This is a genomic window from Aeromonas sp. QDB56 (genome assembly GCF_027705505.1).
Classification (GTDB): Bacteria; Pseudomonadota; Gammaproteobacteria; order Enterobacterales; family Aeromonadaceae; genus Aeromonas; species Aeromonas caviae.
In genome coordinates this window covers 1-15,814 of sequence record NZ_JAPDBZ010000092.1, presented here as the reverse complement: position 1 = coordinate 15,814, position 15,814 = coordinate 1, and the positions used below count along the sequence as shown (strand labels likewise).

Here is a 15,814-nt window from a genome sequence, read left to right as displayed (position 1 = left end):
CCTGTTGCTGCGTATTCAGGCCGAAGACACCGACCGTCACTGGCTCATCCCGGAACGCAAGGGGCTGGTATACACGGAACTTGAGCGCTATGGCGACGGTGACCGTCTGTTGCAAATGACGGTCTCGCCTCAGGCTAGCAAGAAAAACCCGGCGTTGCCGACACACTGGCAAGTTCGCGCAGTGACCTATGAGGTGGCAGGCAAGGAGAAAACGGTCTTTACCTCCCTGCCCGTGGCGCGATTCAGCGCAGCTCAGGTGGCGACCCTGTACCACGAGCGCTGGGAAATCGAGCTGGGATACCGGGATATCAAAAGCGCGATGCAGCACAACGCCATCACGCTGAGAAGCAAGAAAGTGGACTTGGTCTATCAGGAGCTGTGGGGATTGCTGCTTGGATACAATCTGGTCAGGCGGGAGGCCAGCCAGGCCGCCGTAGCCCATCAGCGAGCGCCCAATGAGGTGAGCTTTAAGTTTGCCTGTCAGTTCATCGCGAACCAGATGGCAGTGATGGCGGGCGCGTTATCGCCAGCCCATACGCCACGGAGGTTGGCGGAGTTGCGGGGCTGCATAGGCGTCATGTTCATAGAAAAACGCCCCAGGCCATCGAGACCCAGGGCGGTGAAGATATCAAAGACCCGTTTTCCGGTAAATCGCAATGCGGCTCCGCTTAAGTGAACAGCATTGCGCTCAGGCGGGGCTTTTTGTTTGTCCCCTTGCCCGTGGAACCGTGATGGATCTCATTGCCCTCTCCCGCCTCGGCGGTCGCCATCTGGTGACCCTGCATCTGCTGCTCGACACCCGCAGTGTCACCCGCAGCGCCGAGCGCCTCTGCACCACCCCCTCCACCGTCAGCAAGACCCTCAACCAGTTGCGCGAACTGCTGGGGGATCAACTGCTCTACCGCCAGGGCAATCAGTTGCTGCTGACCCCGTTTGCCGAACGCCTCGGCCCGACGCTGCGCCGCCTGCTGGGGGAGCTCAACGGCCTCACCAGCCAGGAAGGATTTGCCCCTGCCAACTGGCAGGGGGAGCTGAACCTGGCGATGCGAGAGAGCAGCATGATCTGGCCCATGGGGGCCGTACTGGGTCAGTTGATGCAGGAAGTGCCGGGGCTGATGCCCGTCGTGCGTAACAAGGACGAGCAGGGACTGGCTGCTCTGGCGGCGGGCAAACTCGACTTCGTGATCCTGCCCCACGATCAGAGCCAGCCCGGGGTCAATCAGCCCGGCCTCGTCTGGGAAACCTTGCGGGAGGACGAGCTGGTCTGCCTGATGCGCGCGGATCATCCAGCGTTGACGCGCCCCTGGGATCTCGATGCCTACCTGAGCTGGCGCCACATCGCCATTCGCGATCAGGAGCTGGCCGATCCCTTCTTCGAGCAGAGTCTGGCCCAGCGCCAGGTACGGCGCAGACTGGGGGCCACCCTCCCGGATTTTGGCAGCGCCGCCGCCCTGCTGCGCCAGAGCGATCTCATTCTCACGGCCGTGAAGGGCTGGGCTACCCGCAATGCTGTTCACTTAAGAGAATTTGAGTTCCAGTCCACGTAGTATCAGGGCTAAAAATGAGGGAGGCATGATGCCTCCCTCTTTCTATTGCAAGCCACGCTGGATAAAGGCTGAAGGAACATCGACTGGAAACAGCCTTGCTCCCCCAACTCAAGTCGCATTTATGAATAATTAGTCAAAAATGTGCTTATCTGAACAGCATTGTGGGCTACCCGGGCTTGTACCCAGGGGCTGGTGAGCCGCCCTGTCCCCTTCGATTACGGCGCAGTGAGCCACAGCCTGGTGTGGTATGGCCCCCTGGGGGAAGATCCCGCCCTGCGCTGGTTCCGTCAGCGCATCCTGCAACTGGCCCGGGAGCTGGACGCCCCACAATGATGCCTGGCGGCAGGACTCAGGGCTTCTTGGTATAGATGGGGCCTGGGAAATAGGTGACGTTGTTGCCCAGTTCGGTGATGCGGGCGGCCCCCTGCTTGCGCACCTGATCGACCCGCAGCACGTGGTGCATGGGAATAAGGGTGCGGGTGACGTCGGCAAATTCGCTCTTCAGCTTCTCGTGGCTGGGGTCGACGATGAGCGCCGTGTGGTTGTCCCACACGAAGTGGGCGATCTCGATGAACCCGAACAGCTGGCCCTGATTCACCTCTCTTACATAGACTTCGTAACGCTCGCTGTGACAAATGAACTGCACTCGATAAAGGGCGTTGGATTCACTCATGGGTATCTGTTGGTGATGGACGGTTTGCCCATTCTAGCCGTCCCCTCGGACAGCCCCTATAGACAGAGTTCACAGTTGCGTCATATCGGGTCACAGCCTCCCTACGTGCCGCAGAGCTCAGATCGCAGGCAGCATCACCGACCCAAACCCCTTGGCCTTCAATGCGTTGGCAAGCACTGTCAGATCAGCCGACCCGGCTTCTGGCCATGACAGCGCCTCCCCTCGCACCCCGTGGTGGCGAAAGCCGTTGAGGCGGATGGGCACGGGCCCCAGCGACAGCAAAAAGGTCGTCAACGCCTCCTCCAGCGCGCCAGTGGCGTCGAGAAAATCGCTCCGCCCCGGCACCAGCAGCAGCCGCACCTCCGCCAGCCTGTCATGGGCAGCCAGCCAGCGCAGCGATGCCAGCACCCGCTCGCGGCCCCGCCCGGTCAGGGCCAGATGCACAGGCTCTCGCCACCCCTTGAGGTCTATCATGGCGCCGTCCAGCACCGGCAACAGCCGCTGCCAACCCGTTTCCCCCAGGGATCCGTTGCTGTCGAGCAGGCAGGTGAGACGGGCCAGATCCGGCGCAGCCTTGATGGCCGTGAACAGGGCGATCACGAAGGGCAACTGGGTGGTCGCCTCCCCGCCGGAGACGGTGACGCCGGTGAGCAGCGGGCCATAGCGGCGCAGCAGGGCCAGCACCTCGGCCACCGACATCTGGCGCGTCTTGGGGTTGGCACTGCGCGGGCAGGCCTCCAGACAGGCGTCGCAATCGGTGCAGAGCGCCTCCTGCCAATGAACCTTGCCCTCGCTCATGGCGAGGGCGCCACTCGGGCAGACCGCAAGGCAGTCGCCGCAATCGTCGCACAGCCTGATAGTGTGGGGATTGTGGCAGCCGGGGCAGCGGAAGTTGCAGCCCTGCAAAAACAGCACCAGCCGGTTGCCCAGCCCGTCTACGCAGGAGAAGGGCAGCACCCTGCTCACCAGGGCGCTGCGCGTCAGCAGAGCTTCATCCATCGGACCTGGCTCAGTACTGACTGATGGTCGACTCATTGGCGACCACTCGTGGCGTCCGCTGGCGGATCCCGGTCAGCTCGCTTGCCTCGGCGCCGAGGCAGGTGGTCTGCAGCCGCGAGCCTTCTGCCGCGAAGCAGGCCACATCGCGCTTGCGGATCATGTAGCCGGTCACCCGCACCAGATCGCTGTCGGCCACGTTGGCACTGAACTCGCGCATGCCGATGGCGAGCGCCCCCTTGCAGAGCTGCAGCAGTGCCTGCGGATTCTGGCGGATGGTGGGATCCAGGGTCAGGATCTCGCTGATCCCGGAGTGATAAAAGCCGTGGTGGGGCGCCAGGGCCAGCAGGTGACTGGCGGGATCCGGCTCCTCGCCATAGGGGATCCGTACCCCCGGAGTCACCCCCCTGTCCACGCTGAGTCCCCCCTGGGCGTGGAGCAGGGCGCGGCTGCCCCAGGCATGGGCCTGGCCCCTCCTGGCCACCCACTCGGAGAGGCGGGCCGAGATGCGATAGCCAAGCTGGTTGGCCTCATCGTCATGGCCATAGCGCCACGGCAAGCCTCCCTTTTCCATCAGCAGGTTCACCGCCTCCGCCATGCCAAAGATGCCGAACATGGGGACGAAGCGATCCTCATCCAGCAGCCCCTCCTTGACCAGGAAGCTGTCGAAGAAACCGGACTCCTCGTGCAGGAAGGCGGCGCGCACCGCGATCAGCTGGGACGTGAGACGGCAGTAGTGGGGCAGCAGACAGCCGAGGAAATCATCGATCCCCTGTGCCTGCTCGGCGACTCGCTTGAGGGAGATGCGCACCAGGGTGTTGGCACCACCGGCCTGCGGCAGGGCGTTGTAGCAGCTGACGATGCCAAAACCACGCAGGTCGAAGGAATCGCGATGGATCGGGTAGTTGGCGATGTGCGGCTTGCTGCACTCGGCGATATTCTTCACCGCCAGCAGCAGCAGATCGTCGGGAGTCTGCTCCGGATCGTGGAAGAAGGTGAGATTGGGGGCCACCTGCTGGAGTTCCCTGTCGATGCGCAGGATCAGGCGGCAGATCCGGTTGTCGTCGGGGCCAATGTTGACGTGCATGAAGGCGTCCGGCAGCACCCGGTCCAGATAGATCCAGAACCCTTTCAGCTTGCGGTAGAGAGTCTCGTCAACCAGCTCGCCGACAAAGGGGAGCAGCAGCTAATCGAGGCGCCCCAGCCAGACCGGCATCCCGGTGACGGAGGGCACGTGGTGGTAGAGGATGCGCAGGGCATCGAGGGCCTCGTCGAAGTCCCGCGGCGGCGCCAGCTCCAGCCAGGCTGAGCCCTGGCGCAAAAACCGCGCGTAATCCGGCAGCACGTAGCGCGGCTTGTAGGGGGCGTGGCTCTTCTGGGCCGGTGACAGCAGTGGGTCGCGCACGATGCGCTGGCAGGTTTCGGTGAAGGACATGGCTCGCTCCTCGGCGGGTGGAACCAAAATCCTCACACTTGAGAGGCCTTTTTTGAAGTGACATTCCCAACAGGGCGGATATCCCATCAAGACATCCGCCATGCCGGATCACGGCACGCCCTTCACCAGGGCCAGAACAGAGCCACTCCCCCCAGCCAGCGCAGCAGAAAGAAGCCCCCCATGCCGACGACCACCACCACCAGGGTAGGCAGGCGCAGCAGGGTCAGCACCGTCACCAGCAGGGTGGCGGCCAGGTAGTCCGGATCCCAGTCCAGCCCGTGGCCGGGCTCATAGCTGAAGACAATGGGCAGCCAGATGGCGGTCAGCACCGACTGGGCCGAGAAGCTGAGGAAAGCCCCCATCTCGGCCCCCGGCTGATAGCGGGTCAACCGCGAGAAGAAGGCAAAACGGTTGAAGAAAGTGATCAGGGCCAGCAGCCCTATCATCAGCCAGCCCATGATCACCTCCTTATCCGATGCAGCACATAGCCCACCACCATGCCGGCCAGGGCCGAGACGATGATGTGGATCTCCGCCAGCAGCGGCTTGGTGACGAGCGCCGTCCCGCCGCTCACCAGGGTGGCCGCCACCATGGGCAGGTTCTTCATGGCGGGGAGCGTCATGGCGATAAAGGTGGCGGCGATGGCAAAATCCAGTCCCATCTTGTCCAGCCCCTCGATGTACTGGCCGGCGGCAATGCCGAGCAGGGTCGCCAGGTTCCAGAACAGATAGAAGACAAAGCCCGCGATGAGCGCATAGGCGGGATTGAAGGCGCCGCTGCGCTCCCTCTCTTTCAGCGCCACCGCAAACATCTCGTCGGTCAGGAAGAAGGCGAGGCTGGCCCGCCAGCGCAGGGAGAGCGGCAGCACGTCGCGCCGGAAGGTGAAGCCATAGAGCAGATGCTGGGAGGTGATCACCATGGTGGAGCCCATGATGGGCAGCAGCGGCGTCCCCGCCCCGAACAGGGTGGTGGCCGAGAGCTGGGCCGCCCCCGCATAGACCAGCAGCGACATCAGCTGTGCCTGGAGCGGGCTCATACCCGCCTGAAGCGCCAGGGCACCGCACAGTATCCCCCAGGGGATGACGGAAATGGAGAGCGGGAGCATATCCAGAGTGGCGCGCCACCAGAGCGCCCCCGTGCGCTCGGGCGCAGGGAGGCGGGTTTCCGACATCATGGGATCATCCTTGTCACAGCCAATGCGAACCGGAAAAACTAGCACGGCGCAGGAGACAGTGTCACGTCATGGTCTGCGACAAATGCAACGCCCGCATGAGAGCGGGCGTTGGCAGGCGGGATCAGGGCTCGATGATGATGGGGGTGCCGGGCTCGATGGCGTTCCAGATCTCGTCCATCTCGTGGTTCAGCACCGCAATGCAGCCATTGGTCCAGTTGGACGGCTGCACCCTGCGATCCCCCAGGCTGTTGCGCTGGCCGTGGATCATGATCATGCCGCCCGGGTTCACACCCAGCTCGTTGGCGCGCTTGATGTCGTCCAGATTTGGGTAGTTGATGTGAATGGCCTTGTAGAAACCGGAGTTGCTCTTCTTGTAGTCCAGGGTATAGCGACCTTCCGGGGTACGCTGATCCCCCTCACGCTGCTTGTGTCCTTTGGGAGCCGGGCCCAGGGCAATCCAGTAGCGCTTCACTTCCTTGCCATCCTTCATCAGGGTCAGGCTGTAACTCGACTTCTTCACCACCACCATATCGGCGGACAGAGTGGCAAAACTCAACGCGGGCCACAGCCCCAGCAAACACAGCAATACGGCTCTCACTATCCATCCCTCTGCGAGCCTTCTGGGCTCTCTTGTTAGCAAATCATCTGAATGTCGCCACTCTCTGGTGGCGAGCGAGCGCCATGATATGGGATCGCCGTGAATACTCAATATATCGGGAGAAACATATCTGTGGCCAGCAGGGGGAAATGGCCGTCAGCCCGCCATGCAGACACCCTGCCAAGGGCAGGGCGTCGCCTCTTGCCCGCAACCGGGCGCCTCAGCGCAGGTCGTCAAGGCCAGGAAGATGGCGCAGGGAGAAAAACCAGCGGGCAGCGCCGCAGCCAGGGACACTCAAGCCTGTCCACCACCAATCCAAGGCTGGCGCCATGGGGTCAGGCCATCTCAACCCACAAAAAAGAGCCCCTGATGGGGCTCTTTTGACGGTGCAACACCGGGCTCAGGCCTGGGTCACTGGTTCGGCGGTCTCAAGGCGCCGGATCCAGGCCTCGAAGTCTGCCAGCATGCGCGCCTCGGACTCGCTGTTGTCGGCGATAAGCTCGGCCCCGTGCACCACCCGGATATGGGCGTCGAGGGGCGTCCCCTCCCCTGCCGGTGGGCGCTGCCGCGCCGCCGCCATGCACGTCTGTGCCTGTTGCCACGCCTCGGCGGCACTCCGGTTGCACTCCTCTGCCAGCGGCACCGCACTGAAACCCTCGCCGGTGAGGCTCTGCAGCGTCTCGTCATGGGTCATGCCGTTGCCCGGTCCCCAGTAGTGGGCGGCCAGATCCGGTCCGATGCGCGGGTTGTCGGTGAGGTAGCCGTCGCGTTTCAAGAAGTAGGCGCGGGTCTGCTCCACCGCCATCAGCGCCAGCAGATAGCCGTGATAGGCGCAGGCCGACTCCTGGTTCAGAAGGTGCGGGATGGCCAGCAGCGGGCGCGGGCTCTCCACCCCCAGGATCTTGCGCTCCCAGCGGCGGGCCAGTGCCAGCACGGCGGCCGGGGTACGCTCGCTCTCTGCCATGGCGTAGAGATCCCGCTCGAAGTAGGCCACCAGCGCGATCTGGCGCTCGTTGAAGGCGCGAAATGGCTGGCGCGCTTCAATCATTGCCTGGATAAGCGCATCGGGGATGGGTTCTCCCGCCGCGTTTCTGGCGTAGCGCTTGAGCCAGTCCGCATCGTCCAGCAGGCTGTCGCAGAACATGGACTGGGTCTCGGCATAGGCCATGGAGGTGGGCGGGAACTCCTGGGAGAAGCAGGGGGCGTTGCCGGTAACGTTGGCAAAGTGCGCCGCGTGGCCTCCCTCGTGGAACAGGGTGTTGAGCCCGCTCCAGCCGCTGCCCACCTGGGCCGGATTGGCCAGGCTGGTGAAGTTGACCACCGCCGGCACCCACTCCCCTTCCTGCCAGAAGCTCGGCACCGGGCCGTGACAGAAGCCGTTCTCGTATTTTCCCTCCCGGGTCAGCAGATCCAGGGTGAGGGTGGCACCGCGGTACTGGATGCCGAGGCGGCGGAAGCTCTCGACCCAATCCTTCAGCGCCCGGGAGAAGGGCACGTAAGGGTCGAGCTGGCGAGTCACGTCGCCGCTCACGCTGTAGCGCAGGTTGTGGGGCAGCAGGGCTGCTTCCCCCTTGGCCGCTTTCAGCTCCGCCAGACTCTGGTGCAAGCGGGCATCGGTGCGGGCGATGAAGTCGTCAAGAATGGCAAACAGCTGCGCCGGGCTCATCTGCTCGTTCTTGTGCACCTTGTATTCGAAGTAGTCGCGATAGCCCATGGCACGGGCGAAGCGGTTGCGCAGCGCGACGATGTCAAGATAGCCGTTGTCGATCACCCACTGCTCCAGGGTGTGGAACATGGCGAGCGCGCTCTGGCGCACCGCCTCGTCGCTGCTGGCGGCCAGCGCCGTGCTGGCGGCGGGCAGACTGCCAGGCACCTGGCGGCCCTGCTCATCCAGCAAGGTCAGCTTCAGCCCCTTGCGACGGGCGAAGAGATCCGCCTCGGCGGCCACCAGCTCGTCCATCAGGGCGGAGGCACCGGGATCTTCGATGACGTTGCACTCGAAGAAGGCGATCCAGCCCCCCAGGCCGCGCCTGAGATCCGCCTCTTCGGCCTGCATCTCCCGCAGCACCGGCAGGCGGGCAGGATCGGCACAGAACCCCTTGTAGGCCTGTTCGGCCGCGGTGAAGCCTGCCTGATCGTCGCTGGTGCCCATGTAGGTGGACCAGAACAGGTCCTCCTTGCGTCTGTGCACCTGCAGGTAATCGGCATTGAGCTGGTTGAGATAATTCCTGGCAATGGAACTCATAACTTCCCTCTTGTTATGGGGCGACCACGGGGGCGCCCACTCCTTTTTGGTGAAATGCCAACCCATTCACACTTCTTGCAAATGGAGCAGACAAATTGTGCGCCGGGATGCGCGCCATCACGCTATCAAAAGCGAGGGTTTCTGTCTGCTGGCTATACTGGTTGTCAAACTTCTCAATTGGCTGTTTTCCACCGCAACCCATTGAAAGTTAATGGCATGTTAAAAATAACAACAATCTGGTCCGGCCGGCAGTTCGGCCACAATCAGACCCGCATGGGAAAGTAAGGATAAGTCTATGTTCAAGCTCGGTGATATTGCCGTGAGTCGCAAGCTGATGCTGCTGCTCTCACTGGCCCTGGTCGGCTTCATCGCACTGCTGCTCATCTCGGCCAGTGCCCTGCACCGCAATCTGATGAGTGAACGGGAAGCCAGGCTGCAGGCGGTGCTGGATCTGGCCATGAGCCGGATCCAGGCCCTGGCCGCCACCCTCCCCCCGGAACAGGCCAAGGCACAGGCCAAGGCCATGCTCGACAGCATGCGCTTTGACGGGGACAACTACCTGTTCGTGCTGGATGAAGATCGTCGAGTGGTGGTGCATCCCGCCAAACCCGAGCTGGTCGGCCAGCAGATGGGCAACAACCCTGCCGAGTCCCACTGGCAGCACATGGTGGATCTCGGCAAGGGCGGCCACCAGGGCAGGCTGGAGTATCAGTGGGTCTCCCCGTCCGGCGAGGTGGCCCAGAAGATGTCGCTGGTGACGGGCTACCAGCCCTGGGGCTGGATCCTGGGCTCCGGTGTGTTGTTGCAGGACATTGAGGCCACCATGTGGTCGCAATATGAGTGGATGGGTGGCGCCACCTTGCTGGTGATCCTGTTGATGGGGCTGCTGGGACTCGCCATCAGCCGCTCCATCGTCAATCCCCTGGCCGAGATCAACAAGGCCATGGCCCGGGTCGCGGCCGGCGATCTGGTGGTCAGCATCCCGGTGCTGGGCAGGGATGAGCTCGGCACCGTCGCCAGCTCCACCAACCAGGGGCTGGATGCCATCCGCCGCGCCCTGCTGGAGGCGAGCCAGGGGGCCCGCAACGTGGCGGATGCCGCCCTGCGCATCGCCGCCTCCGCCGAACAGACCAACCAGGCGGTCAACAGTCAGCGGGATCAGCTCGCCCAGCTCGCCACCGCCATGAACGAGATGAGCGCCACCATCGCCGACGTGGCGGGTCACGCCGAGAATACGGCCCGCGACACCCAGGATGCCACCAGCGAGGCCGGACTCGGCAACCAGGATGTCCATGCCAGCGTGCACGGCATCCAGGCGCTGGCCACCGAGGTGGATCAGGCCACCTCGCAGGTCAACCAGCTCAAGGAGGGAGTGATGCAGATAAGCGAGGTGACGGCAGTCATCAGCGCCATCTCGGAGCAGACCAACCTGCTGGCCCTCAACGCCGCCATCGAGGCGGCCCGCGCCGGCGAGCAGGGCCGTGGCTTCGCCGTGGTGGCCGACGAGGTGCGCCAACTGGCTAGTCGCACCCGCCACTCCACCGAGGAGATCCAGAGTACCATCACCCAGTTGCAGCAACGGGCTGTCACCGCCGCCAACGCCATGGACGCCAGTCGCAAGCTGGCGGAGAGCAGCGTCAACCAGTCCGAGAAGGCGGGGCAGGATCTCTCCCTCATCGTCAATCACATCCAGCACGTGAGCGACATGGCGACCCAGATCGCCACAGCGGCGGAGCAGCAGAGCATGGTGGCGGAAGACATGAACCGCAACGTCAGCGGCATCAACGACTCGGCGCTCGAGATGTCCCAGGCGGCCTCCCAGTTGGCCCAGGAGAGCGAACTGCTGGCCGGTCTCTCCCGAAGCCTCGACGAGCGACTGGCGGTGTTCAAGCTGGGCAACGCCCAAGCCCAGGACAGGATGATGCGACCGACCCAGGCGTCCTCTTCCCGAGCAGGCATGCAACCCCGCCACTGAGTGGCCCCGTGAGCCCCTGCCAGGCTTGCAGGGGCTCCTTTCCCGTCATGGCCACGGGAGCCTCTCCCGGGCAACCCTCTCGCACTGAACCAGCGCGCAGATCCCGACGGAGCCATCTGCCGCTGATGCGCTGCTCCGATGAGATGGCACTGTCAATTTTTACACTTAATTTTTTAACAAAATATAGTCATGATGAGTGGTCGCCACAGGCGGCACCATGATCCTTTCTGTAGTCATTTGGCAAACTGGTTGAAAGGCCAGGACGCAAAGCCTCCGGTCTAAAGACAAGCTGTCCAGGATAGCGGGGTTGCAGCACCGTGTTTCGGGGAACTCCCCTGCCAACGTGACTGCCCACATCACCGAACAGAGGAATGTATGGCAGCAAATATCCGACTCACCCATCTCGCGGCAGCGCTGGCGCTGCTGGCCAGTGGCGGCGTGCTCGCTCACGGCTACATCAGCCAGCCCGAAGGGCGCAACTACCTGTGCAAGACAGGGGGCAACAGCCAGTGTGGCGCCATCCAGTGGGAACCCCAGAGCCTGGAAGCCCCCTCCGGCTTCCCCGATGGCGGCCCCGCCGACGGCCAGATAGCCTCGGCCGGTCACCCCCAATTCGGCGAGCTCAACACCCAGACTCTCGATCGCTGGACCAAGCGTGAAGTGCAGGCCGGTCCCTTCGCCATCAGCTGGACCTTCACTGCCAACCACGTGACCCGCAACTGGCGCTACTACCTCACCAAGCAGGACTGGAACCCGAACCAGCCCCTCACCCGGGATGCGTTCGATCTCAATCCCTTCTGCGTCATCGACGGCAACATGGTGCAACCCCCCAAACAGGTGACCCATCAGTGCACCCTGCCCCCGCGTACCGGTTATCAGGTCATTCTCGGGGTGTGGGAGGTAGGGGATACCGCCAACAGCTTCTACAACCTGATCGACGCCCGGTTCAAGGGTGGTACCCAGCCACCGCTGACCTGGAGCCAGGGAGGGACCATCTATCCCTCCATCGACCTGGTGGCGGGTGACAAAGCCAGAACCCGGGTGTTCGATGCCAATGGCGAGCGCACCGATCTCCAGACCGAGCTGACCATCGCCAGCGCCGGACAGGGCCAGAAGAACAACTGGGCCCACGCCCTGGCGAGCAAGATCAACGCCGAGCAGAGCCAGATCCGTGCAGGCCAGCAAGGTACGGACGGCCAGTTCAACCCCGTCTATGGCCAGAACCCGGTCTACCTCAAGGCTGGCAGCAACCTGCAACGGGTCGAGATCCAGCTTGAGCAACAGCCCCCCCCGGTGGAGAACGGGATCAGCGTGAGCGGTCTGGCGAGCGACTACCCCCTCGACAACGGCAAGCTCACCCTGACTTTCACCGTCACGGCCCAGGGGGATCTCGCCATCACCAACACCCTCTATGACCACGGCGGTGTCGCCAGGGGACAGAGCAGTGCCGACATCAAGGACGGCAGCCAGAGTTTCTCCATGGCGCTGACCGGCTTGAGTGCAGGCCACCATCAGCTAGTGATCGAGGGCAAACCCAAGGCCGGTGGTGACGCGGTGCAGCAGACCCTGGACCTCATGTTCAAGGATCCGGCAAGCGGGGGCGATTACCAGTTCACCTTCCCGGACGGCCTCAAGTCCTACACCGCCGGAACCCGGGTGCTGCAGCCGAAGAACGGCAAGGTCTATCAGTGCAAACCCTTCCCCTACAGCGGCTGGTGCAGCCAGTGGGCGAGCACGGCCACCCAGTATGAACCGGGCGTAGGCTCCCACTGGCAGGAGGCCTGGACAGCGCAGTGATGGGACGTCTCCGACCTGGCGGAAACCCGCTCGGCGTTTCCCGTGCCAGATCAGGTCAACATCAAACAAACGGGGAGCCCATGGCTCCCCGTTTTTCATCCACCCCTCGGTTCAAATCTGGTAATCGAGCAGGGGCTCGTTGCTCATGGCGCGGGCCTGGATCTCCGCCAGCGCCAGCTCGGGGTTGCAGAGCTGGATGAACTGCCAGGCAAAGTTGTGCTGGAACTGCCCCTGCTTGAGGCCGATCCAGGCGGTGTGCGGCGCAAACAACCGACTGCCGTCCAGTTGCACCAGCCCCTTGTCCCGCTGGGAATCGAACGCCATGTCCGCCAGTATGCCCACCCCCATCTCCAGCTCGACATAGGTCTTGATGACGTCTGAGTCCTGGGCGGTCAGCAGGATCTGCGGCACTATGCCCGCCTCGGCAAAGGCATCATCCACCCGTGCCCGACCGGTGAGGCCGGCCTGATAGGTGACGATGGGCCAGTGGGCCAGAGCGGCCAGGGTCAGCTCCCGCTCGGCGGTGAGGGGGTGCTGCTCCGGCACGACGATATTGTGGTGCCAGCGGTAGTAGGGAAAGGCCACCACCCCTTCGCTCTTGTCGAGCTGCTCGCTGCTGATGCCGATGTCCACCTCGCCGGTCTGCACCAGCCGCACTATCTCCTCCGGGCTCCCCTGACGCAGCTCCAGCTGTACCAGGGGAAATTGCTCCCGAAACGCCTTTACTACCCTCGGCAGGGCATAACGGGCCTGGGTATGAGTGGTCGCGATGAGCAGCCGGCCCGAGTCGCGATTGGCAAAAGTGCTCGCCAGTTTGCGGATGTTGTCGGCATCCCCCAGGATACGCTCGGCGATCACCAGCAACTCCTTGCCCGGCTCGGTCATACCGAGCAGACGCTTGCCATAGCGAATGAAGAGGGCGAGCCCCAGCTCCTCCTCCAACTCGCGAATGTGGCGGCTGACCCCGGACTGGGAAGTAAAGAGGGCATTGGCCACGTCGGTCAGGTTGTAATCCCGCCGTGCCGCCTCCCGAATGATTCGCAATTGCTGAAAGTTCACCTCATCGCCTCCTGCGCTGAGTGGCGGTGGCTCGTGCCACCGTCCTCTTGTTATGGATTGCCGGGATCATGGCCCGGCAGCAAGCCTGACAGAGGGCCGCACCTCGCGGCTTGCCCTCAGATCTGGTAGTCGGGATAGAGCTGTGCCTGCCTGGCCACCAGACGCACCCCCTGGCCGGGGGCAAAGGCCCGGGCGGCCTCCTTGCTCAGTTCGGCCTCGTAGTGGGCGCCTCCCGTCTCCCCATCGCCACGCAGTTCCACCCGGATGCGCGGCCCCATGGGCAGCAGGCGGGTAATGGTGGCGCGAATGCCACCGGGGGCATCCGAGGGCAGGATCTCCAGCTCGTGGGGGCGCACATAGGCGATGGCCGCACTCCCTTCTGCCAGATGGGAGGGGATGGGGCCACCCAGTTGCTGTTCACCGATGCCGAGCCCCTGCCCGGCCACCCTGCCACGAAACAGGTTCACGCTGCCAAGGAAGCTGTGCACGAAGGCACTGGCGGGCTGATCATACACTTCGGCAGGGGTGCCAATCTGCTCTACCTTGCCGGCGTTCATCAGCACCACCCGATCCGCCACCTCCAGGGCCTCTTCCTGATCGTGGGTCACGAACAGACTGGTGACATGCAGCTCGTCGTGAAGCTCACGCAGCCAACGGCGCAGCTCCTTGCGTACCTGGGCATCGAGGGCGCCGAAAGGCTCGTCCAGCAGCAGCACCTTGGGCTGCACCGCCAGGGCCCGGGCCAGGGCGACCCGCTGGCGCTGACCACCGGAGAGCTGGGTCGGGTAGCGTGCCGCGACATGGCTGAGCTGCACCAGATCCAGCAGCTCTTTGACCCGGGTGCGGATGGCCGCCTCGTCCGGGCGTTCGCTGCGCGGCTTGACCCTCAGGCCAAAGGCCACGTTCTCGAACACCGTCATGTGGCGAAACAGGGCGTAGTGCTGGAACACGAAGCCAACGTTGCGCTCGCGCACATGGAGATCCGAGGCATCCTCGCCGCGGATGATGACGCTGCCACTGTCCGCCTGCTCCAGCCCGGCGATGATCCGCAGCAAGGTGGTCTTGCCGCAGCCGGAGGGGCCGAGCAGGGCGACCAGCTCACCGTCGTGAAAATCGAGGTTGATGTCGGCCAGCGCCGCGTACTGATTGAAATGCTTGTTGAGCCCTTGAACCTGAATGCTCATGAATGCCTCTCCTATAACCGTTAATTCGGGATCAATGGGACTGGGTCGGTTGGCCGCGCAGCCCGGCCAGCAGGGTCTCACCCAGCAGGGTGAAGATCCCGAACAGCGCCAGCAGGCTGGCCACCGCGAAGGCGGCACCGGTCTGGTACTCGTTGTAAAGGATCTCGATGTGCAGCGGCAGCGTGTTGGTCTGGCCGCGAATGTGGCCGGAAACCACGGAGACAGCGCCAAATTCCCCCACCGCCCGGGCGGTACAGAGCAGCAGGCCATACATCAGACTCCAGCGGATGCCGGGCAGGGTCACCCGCCAGAACATCTGCAACCCGCTCGCCCCCAGCATGATGGCGGCCTCCTCTTCCTCCGGGCCCCGCGCCTCCATCTGGGGCAGCAGCTCGCGTACCACGAAGGGCACAGTGATGAAGGTGGTCGCCAGGATGATCCCCGGGGTAGCGAAAATGATCTTGATGTCGTGCTCGCTGAGCCACTCGCCGAACCAGCCGCGACTGCCGAACAGCAGCACGAACATCAAGCCCGCGATGACCGGCGAGACCGAGAACGGCAGATCGATGAGGGTGATAAGCAGTTGCCGGCCAGGGAAGCGGAACCGGGCGATGGCCCAGGCGGCGGCCAGCCCGAACAGCAGGTTCAGGGGCACCGAGCAGAGCGTCACCAGGGCGGTCAGCCCCAGGGCACTCAGGGCATCCGGCTCGCTGATGGCGTGCCAGAAGAAGGCCAGACCCGGGCTCAGCGCCTGGATGAAAACGGTGGCCAGCGGCAACAGCAGCAAGGCGGCAAACCAGCCCAGACCGACTGTGACCAGCAGCCATTTGACCCAGACCGGTTCATGGGTCACCGGGGGATGACGCGCCGGGGTGGCCGGAGCGGACTCCTGAGCCTGATCGAGATGTGCAGTAGAGGCGTTCATATACGGCTTCCTCCGATGCGAGCCCAGCTCCAGGCTTGCAACTTGTTGATGAGCAACAGCAGCACAAAGGAAATGAGCAACATGACGGACGCAATGGCCGATGCACCGGCGTAGTCATACTCCTCCAGGTGATACCAATCGGATTAAACATTAGGTCAGTTTTATCCAATCTCGGCTACAAAGTGACATCACCCGCTCCACATCGG

At 63.6% G+C, this 15,814-nt stretch carries 13 protein-coding genes, 3 pseudogenes and 1 riboswitch; of the genes and pseudogenes, 5 read left to right on the top strand and 11 right to left on the bottom strand.

What is annotated here, in order from left to right:
- The 3 genes and pseudogenes from OKB81_RS14140 to OKB81_RS14130 form a co-directional block, all read left to right on the top strand.
- Nucleotides 1–676: pseudogene (locus tag OKB81_RS14140) on the top strand (IS4-like element ISAeme15 family transposase); the annotation flags it as partial.
- A gap of 55 nt (nucleotides 677–731) precedes the next feature.
- Nucleotides 732–1,547 (top strand): LysR family transcriptional regulator, encoded by an 816-nt coding sequence (locus OKB81_RS14135; RefSeq protein WP_442865606.1) that lies wholly within the window; start codon nucleotides 732–734, stop codon nucleotides 1,545–1,547.
- Nucleotides 1,548–1,706: 159 nt separating this feature from the next.
- Nucleotides 1,707–1,880, top strand: coding sequence for a hypothetical protein (locus tag OKB81_RS14130; RefSeq protein WP_442865699.1), 174 nt, complete (start codon nucleotides 1,707–1,709; stop codon nucleotides 1,878–1,880).
- 16 nt (nucleotides 1,881–1,896) lie between these two features.
- Here OKB81_RS14130 and OKB81_RS14125 read toward each other — a convergent pair whose 3' ends face one another.
- The 7 genes and pseudogenes from OKB81_RS14125 to OKB81_RS14095 all read right to left on the bottom strand — a co-directional run bounded on the left by OKB81_RS14125 (nucleotide 1,897) and on the right by OKB81_RS14095 (nucleotide 8,668).
- Nucleotides 1,897–2,220, bottom strand: a complete 324-nt coding sequence (locus OKB81_RS14125) for a DUF1820 family protein (protein ID WP_160838842.1) — start codon at nucleotides 2,218–2,220, stop codon at nucleotides 1,897–1,899.
- Nucleotides 2,221–2,337: 117 nt separating this feature from the next.
- A complete protein-coding gene (locus OKB81_RS14120; protein WP_160838840.1) occupies nucleotides 2,338–3,219 on the bottom strand; it encodes a YjjW family glycine radical enzyme activase in 882 nt (293 codons plus the stop codon).
- A 10-nt stretch (nucleotides 3,220–3,229) separates the two neighbouring features.
- A pseudogene (locus tag OKB81_RS14115) lies at nucleotides 3,230–4,651 on the bottom strand (YjjI family glycine radical enzyme).
- A gap of 122 nt (nucleotides 4,652–4,773) precedes the next feature.
- On the bottom strand, nucleotides 4,774–5,109 hold the full coding sequence (locus OKB81_RS14110; RefSeq protein WP_010672834.1) for an AzlD domain-containing protein: 336 nt from the start codon (nucleotides 5,107–5,109) through the stop codon (nucleotides 4,774–4,776).
- Between the two features lie 2 nt (nucleotides 5,110–5,111).
- Entirely contained in the window at nucleotides 5,112–5,825 is a 714-nt protein-coding gene (locus OKB81_RS14105; protein ID WP_160838838.1) for an AzlC family ABC transporter permease, read from the bottom strand.
- Nucleotides 5,826–5,946: 121 nt separating this feature from the next.
- Nucleotides 5,947–6,423, bottom strand: a complete 477-nt coding sequence (locus OKB81_RS14100) for a L,D-transpeptidase family protein (protein ID WP_029313677.1) — start codon at nucleotides 6,421–6,423, stop codon at nucleotides 5,947–5,949.
- Nucleotides 6,424–6,823: 400 nt separating this feature from the next.
- Nucleotides 6,824–8,668 carry a M3 family metallopeptidase gene (locus tag OKB81_RS14095; protein ID WP_160838836.1) on the bottom strand — a complete coding sequence of 615 codons (1,845 nt, stop codon included), beginning with the start codon at nucleotides 8,666–8,668 and terminating at the stop codon, nucleotides 6,824–6,826.
- A gap of 295 nt (nucleotides 8,669–8,963) precedes the next feature.
- Here OKB81_RS14095 and OKB81_RS14090 point away from each other — a divergent pair, with 295 nt between their 5' ends.
- Complete coding sequence (locus tag OKB81_RS14090) at nucleotides 8,964–10,643, top strand: methyl-accepting chemotaxis protein (RefSeq protein ID WP_160838834.1); 1,680 nt, start codon at nucleotides 8,964–8,966, stop codon at nucleotides 10,641–10,643.
- A gap of 229 nt (nucleotides 10,644–10,872) precedes the next feature.
- Nucleotides 10,873–10,958, top strand: a riboswitch (cyclic di-GMP riboswitch).
- A 60-nt stretch (nucleotides 10,959–11,018) separates the two neighbouring features.
- Complete coding sequence (gene gbpA, locus OKB81_RS14085; RefSeq protein WP_160838832.1) at nucleotides 11,019–12,440, top strand: N-acetylglucosamine-binding protein GbpA; 1,422 nt, start codon at nucleotides 11,019–11,021, stop codon at nucleotides 12,438–12,440.
- A 111-nt stretch (nucleotides 12,441–12,551) separates the two neighbouring features.
- Here the strand turns inward: gbpA and cbl are convergent, their stop codons facing one another.
- The 4 genes and pseudogenes from cbl to OKB81_RS14065 all read right to left on the bottom strand — a co-directional run.
- The gene (gene cbl, locus OKB81_RS14080; RefSeq protein ID WP_010672828.1) at nucleotides 12,552–13,499 is read right to left on the bottom strand and encodes an HTH-type transcriptional regulator Cbl; all 948 of its coding nucleotides are present in this window, start codon (nucleotides 13,497–13,499) and stop codon (nucleotides 12,552–12,554) included.
- A 116-nt stretch (nucleotides 13,500–13,615) separates the two neighbouring features.
- Nucleotides 13,616–14,683, bottom strand: a complete 1,068-nt coding sequence (locus OKB81_RS14075) for a sulfate/molybdate ABC transporter ATP-binding protein (protein ID WP_010672827.1) — start codon at nucleotides 14,681–14,683, stop codon at nucleotides 13,616–13,618.
- A 31-nt stretch (nucleotides 14,684–14,714) separates the two neighbouring features.
- Entirely contained in the window at nucleotides 14,715–15,608 is an 894-nt protein-coding gene (gene cysW / locus OKB81_RS14070; RefSeq protein WP_160838830.1) for a sulfate ABC transporter permease subunit CysW, read from the bottom strand.
- Nucleotides 15,605–15,739: pseudogene (locus tag OKB81_RS14065) on the bottom strand (sulfate ABC transporter permease subunit CysT); the annotation flags it as partial. The gene cysW and the pseudogene OKB81_RS14065, both read right to left, overlap by 4 nt.
- Nucleotides 15,740–15,814 lie beyond the last annotated feature (75 nt).

Bases quoted from the DNA above. Each gene is read 5' to 3' on its own strand.
- OKB81_RS14110 (WP_010672834.1), bottom strand. From the start codon at position 5,109: ATGGGCTGGCTGATGATAGGGCTGCTGGCCCTGATCACTTTCTTCAAC.
- OKB81_RS14090 (WP_160838834.1), top strand. From the start codon at position 8,964: ATGTTCAAGCTCGGTGATATTGCCGTGAGTCGCAAGCTGATGCTGCTG.
- gbpA (WP_160838832.1), top strand. From the start codon at position 11,019: ATGGCAGCAAATATCCGACTCACCCATCTCGCGGCAGCGCTGGCGCTG.
- OKB81_RS14120 (WP_160838840.1), bottom strand. From the start codon at position 3,219: ATGGATGAAGCTCTGCTGACGCGCAGCGCCCTGGTGAGCAGGGTGCTG.
- cysW (WP_160838830.1), bottom strand. From the start codon at position 15,608: ATGAACGCCTCTACTGCACATCTCGATCAGGCTCAGGAGTCCGCTCCG.
- OKB81_RS14135 (WP_442865606.1), top strand. From the start codon at position 732: ATGGATCTCATTGCCCTCTCCCGCCTCGGCGGTCGCCATCTGGTGACC.
- OKB81_RS14125 (WP_160838842.1), bottom strand. From the start codon at position 2,220: ATGAGTGAATCCAACGCCCTTTATCGAGTGCAGTTCATTTGTCACAGC.
- OKB81_RS14105 (WP_160838838.1), bottom strand. From the start codon at position 5,825: ATGATGTCGGAAACCCGCCTCCCTGCGCCCGAGCGCACGGGGGCGCTC.
- OKB81_RS14075 (WP_010672827.1), bottom strand. From the start codon at position 14,683: ATGAGCATTCAGGTTCAAGGGCTCAACAAGCATTTCAATCAGTACGCG.
- OKB81_RS14095 (WP_160838836.1), bottom strand. From the start codon at position 8,668: ATGAGTTCCATTGCCAGGAATTATCTCAACCAGCTCAATGCCGATTAC.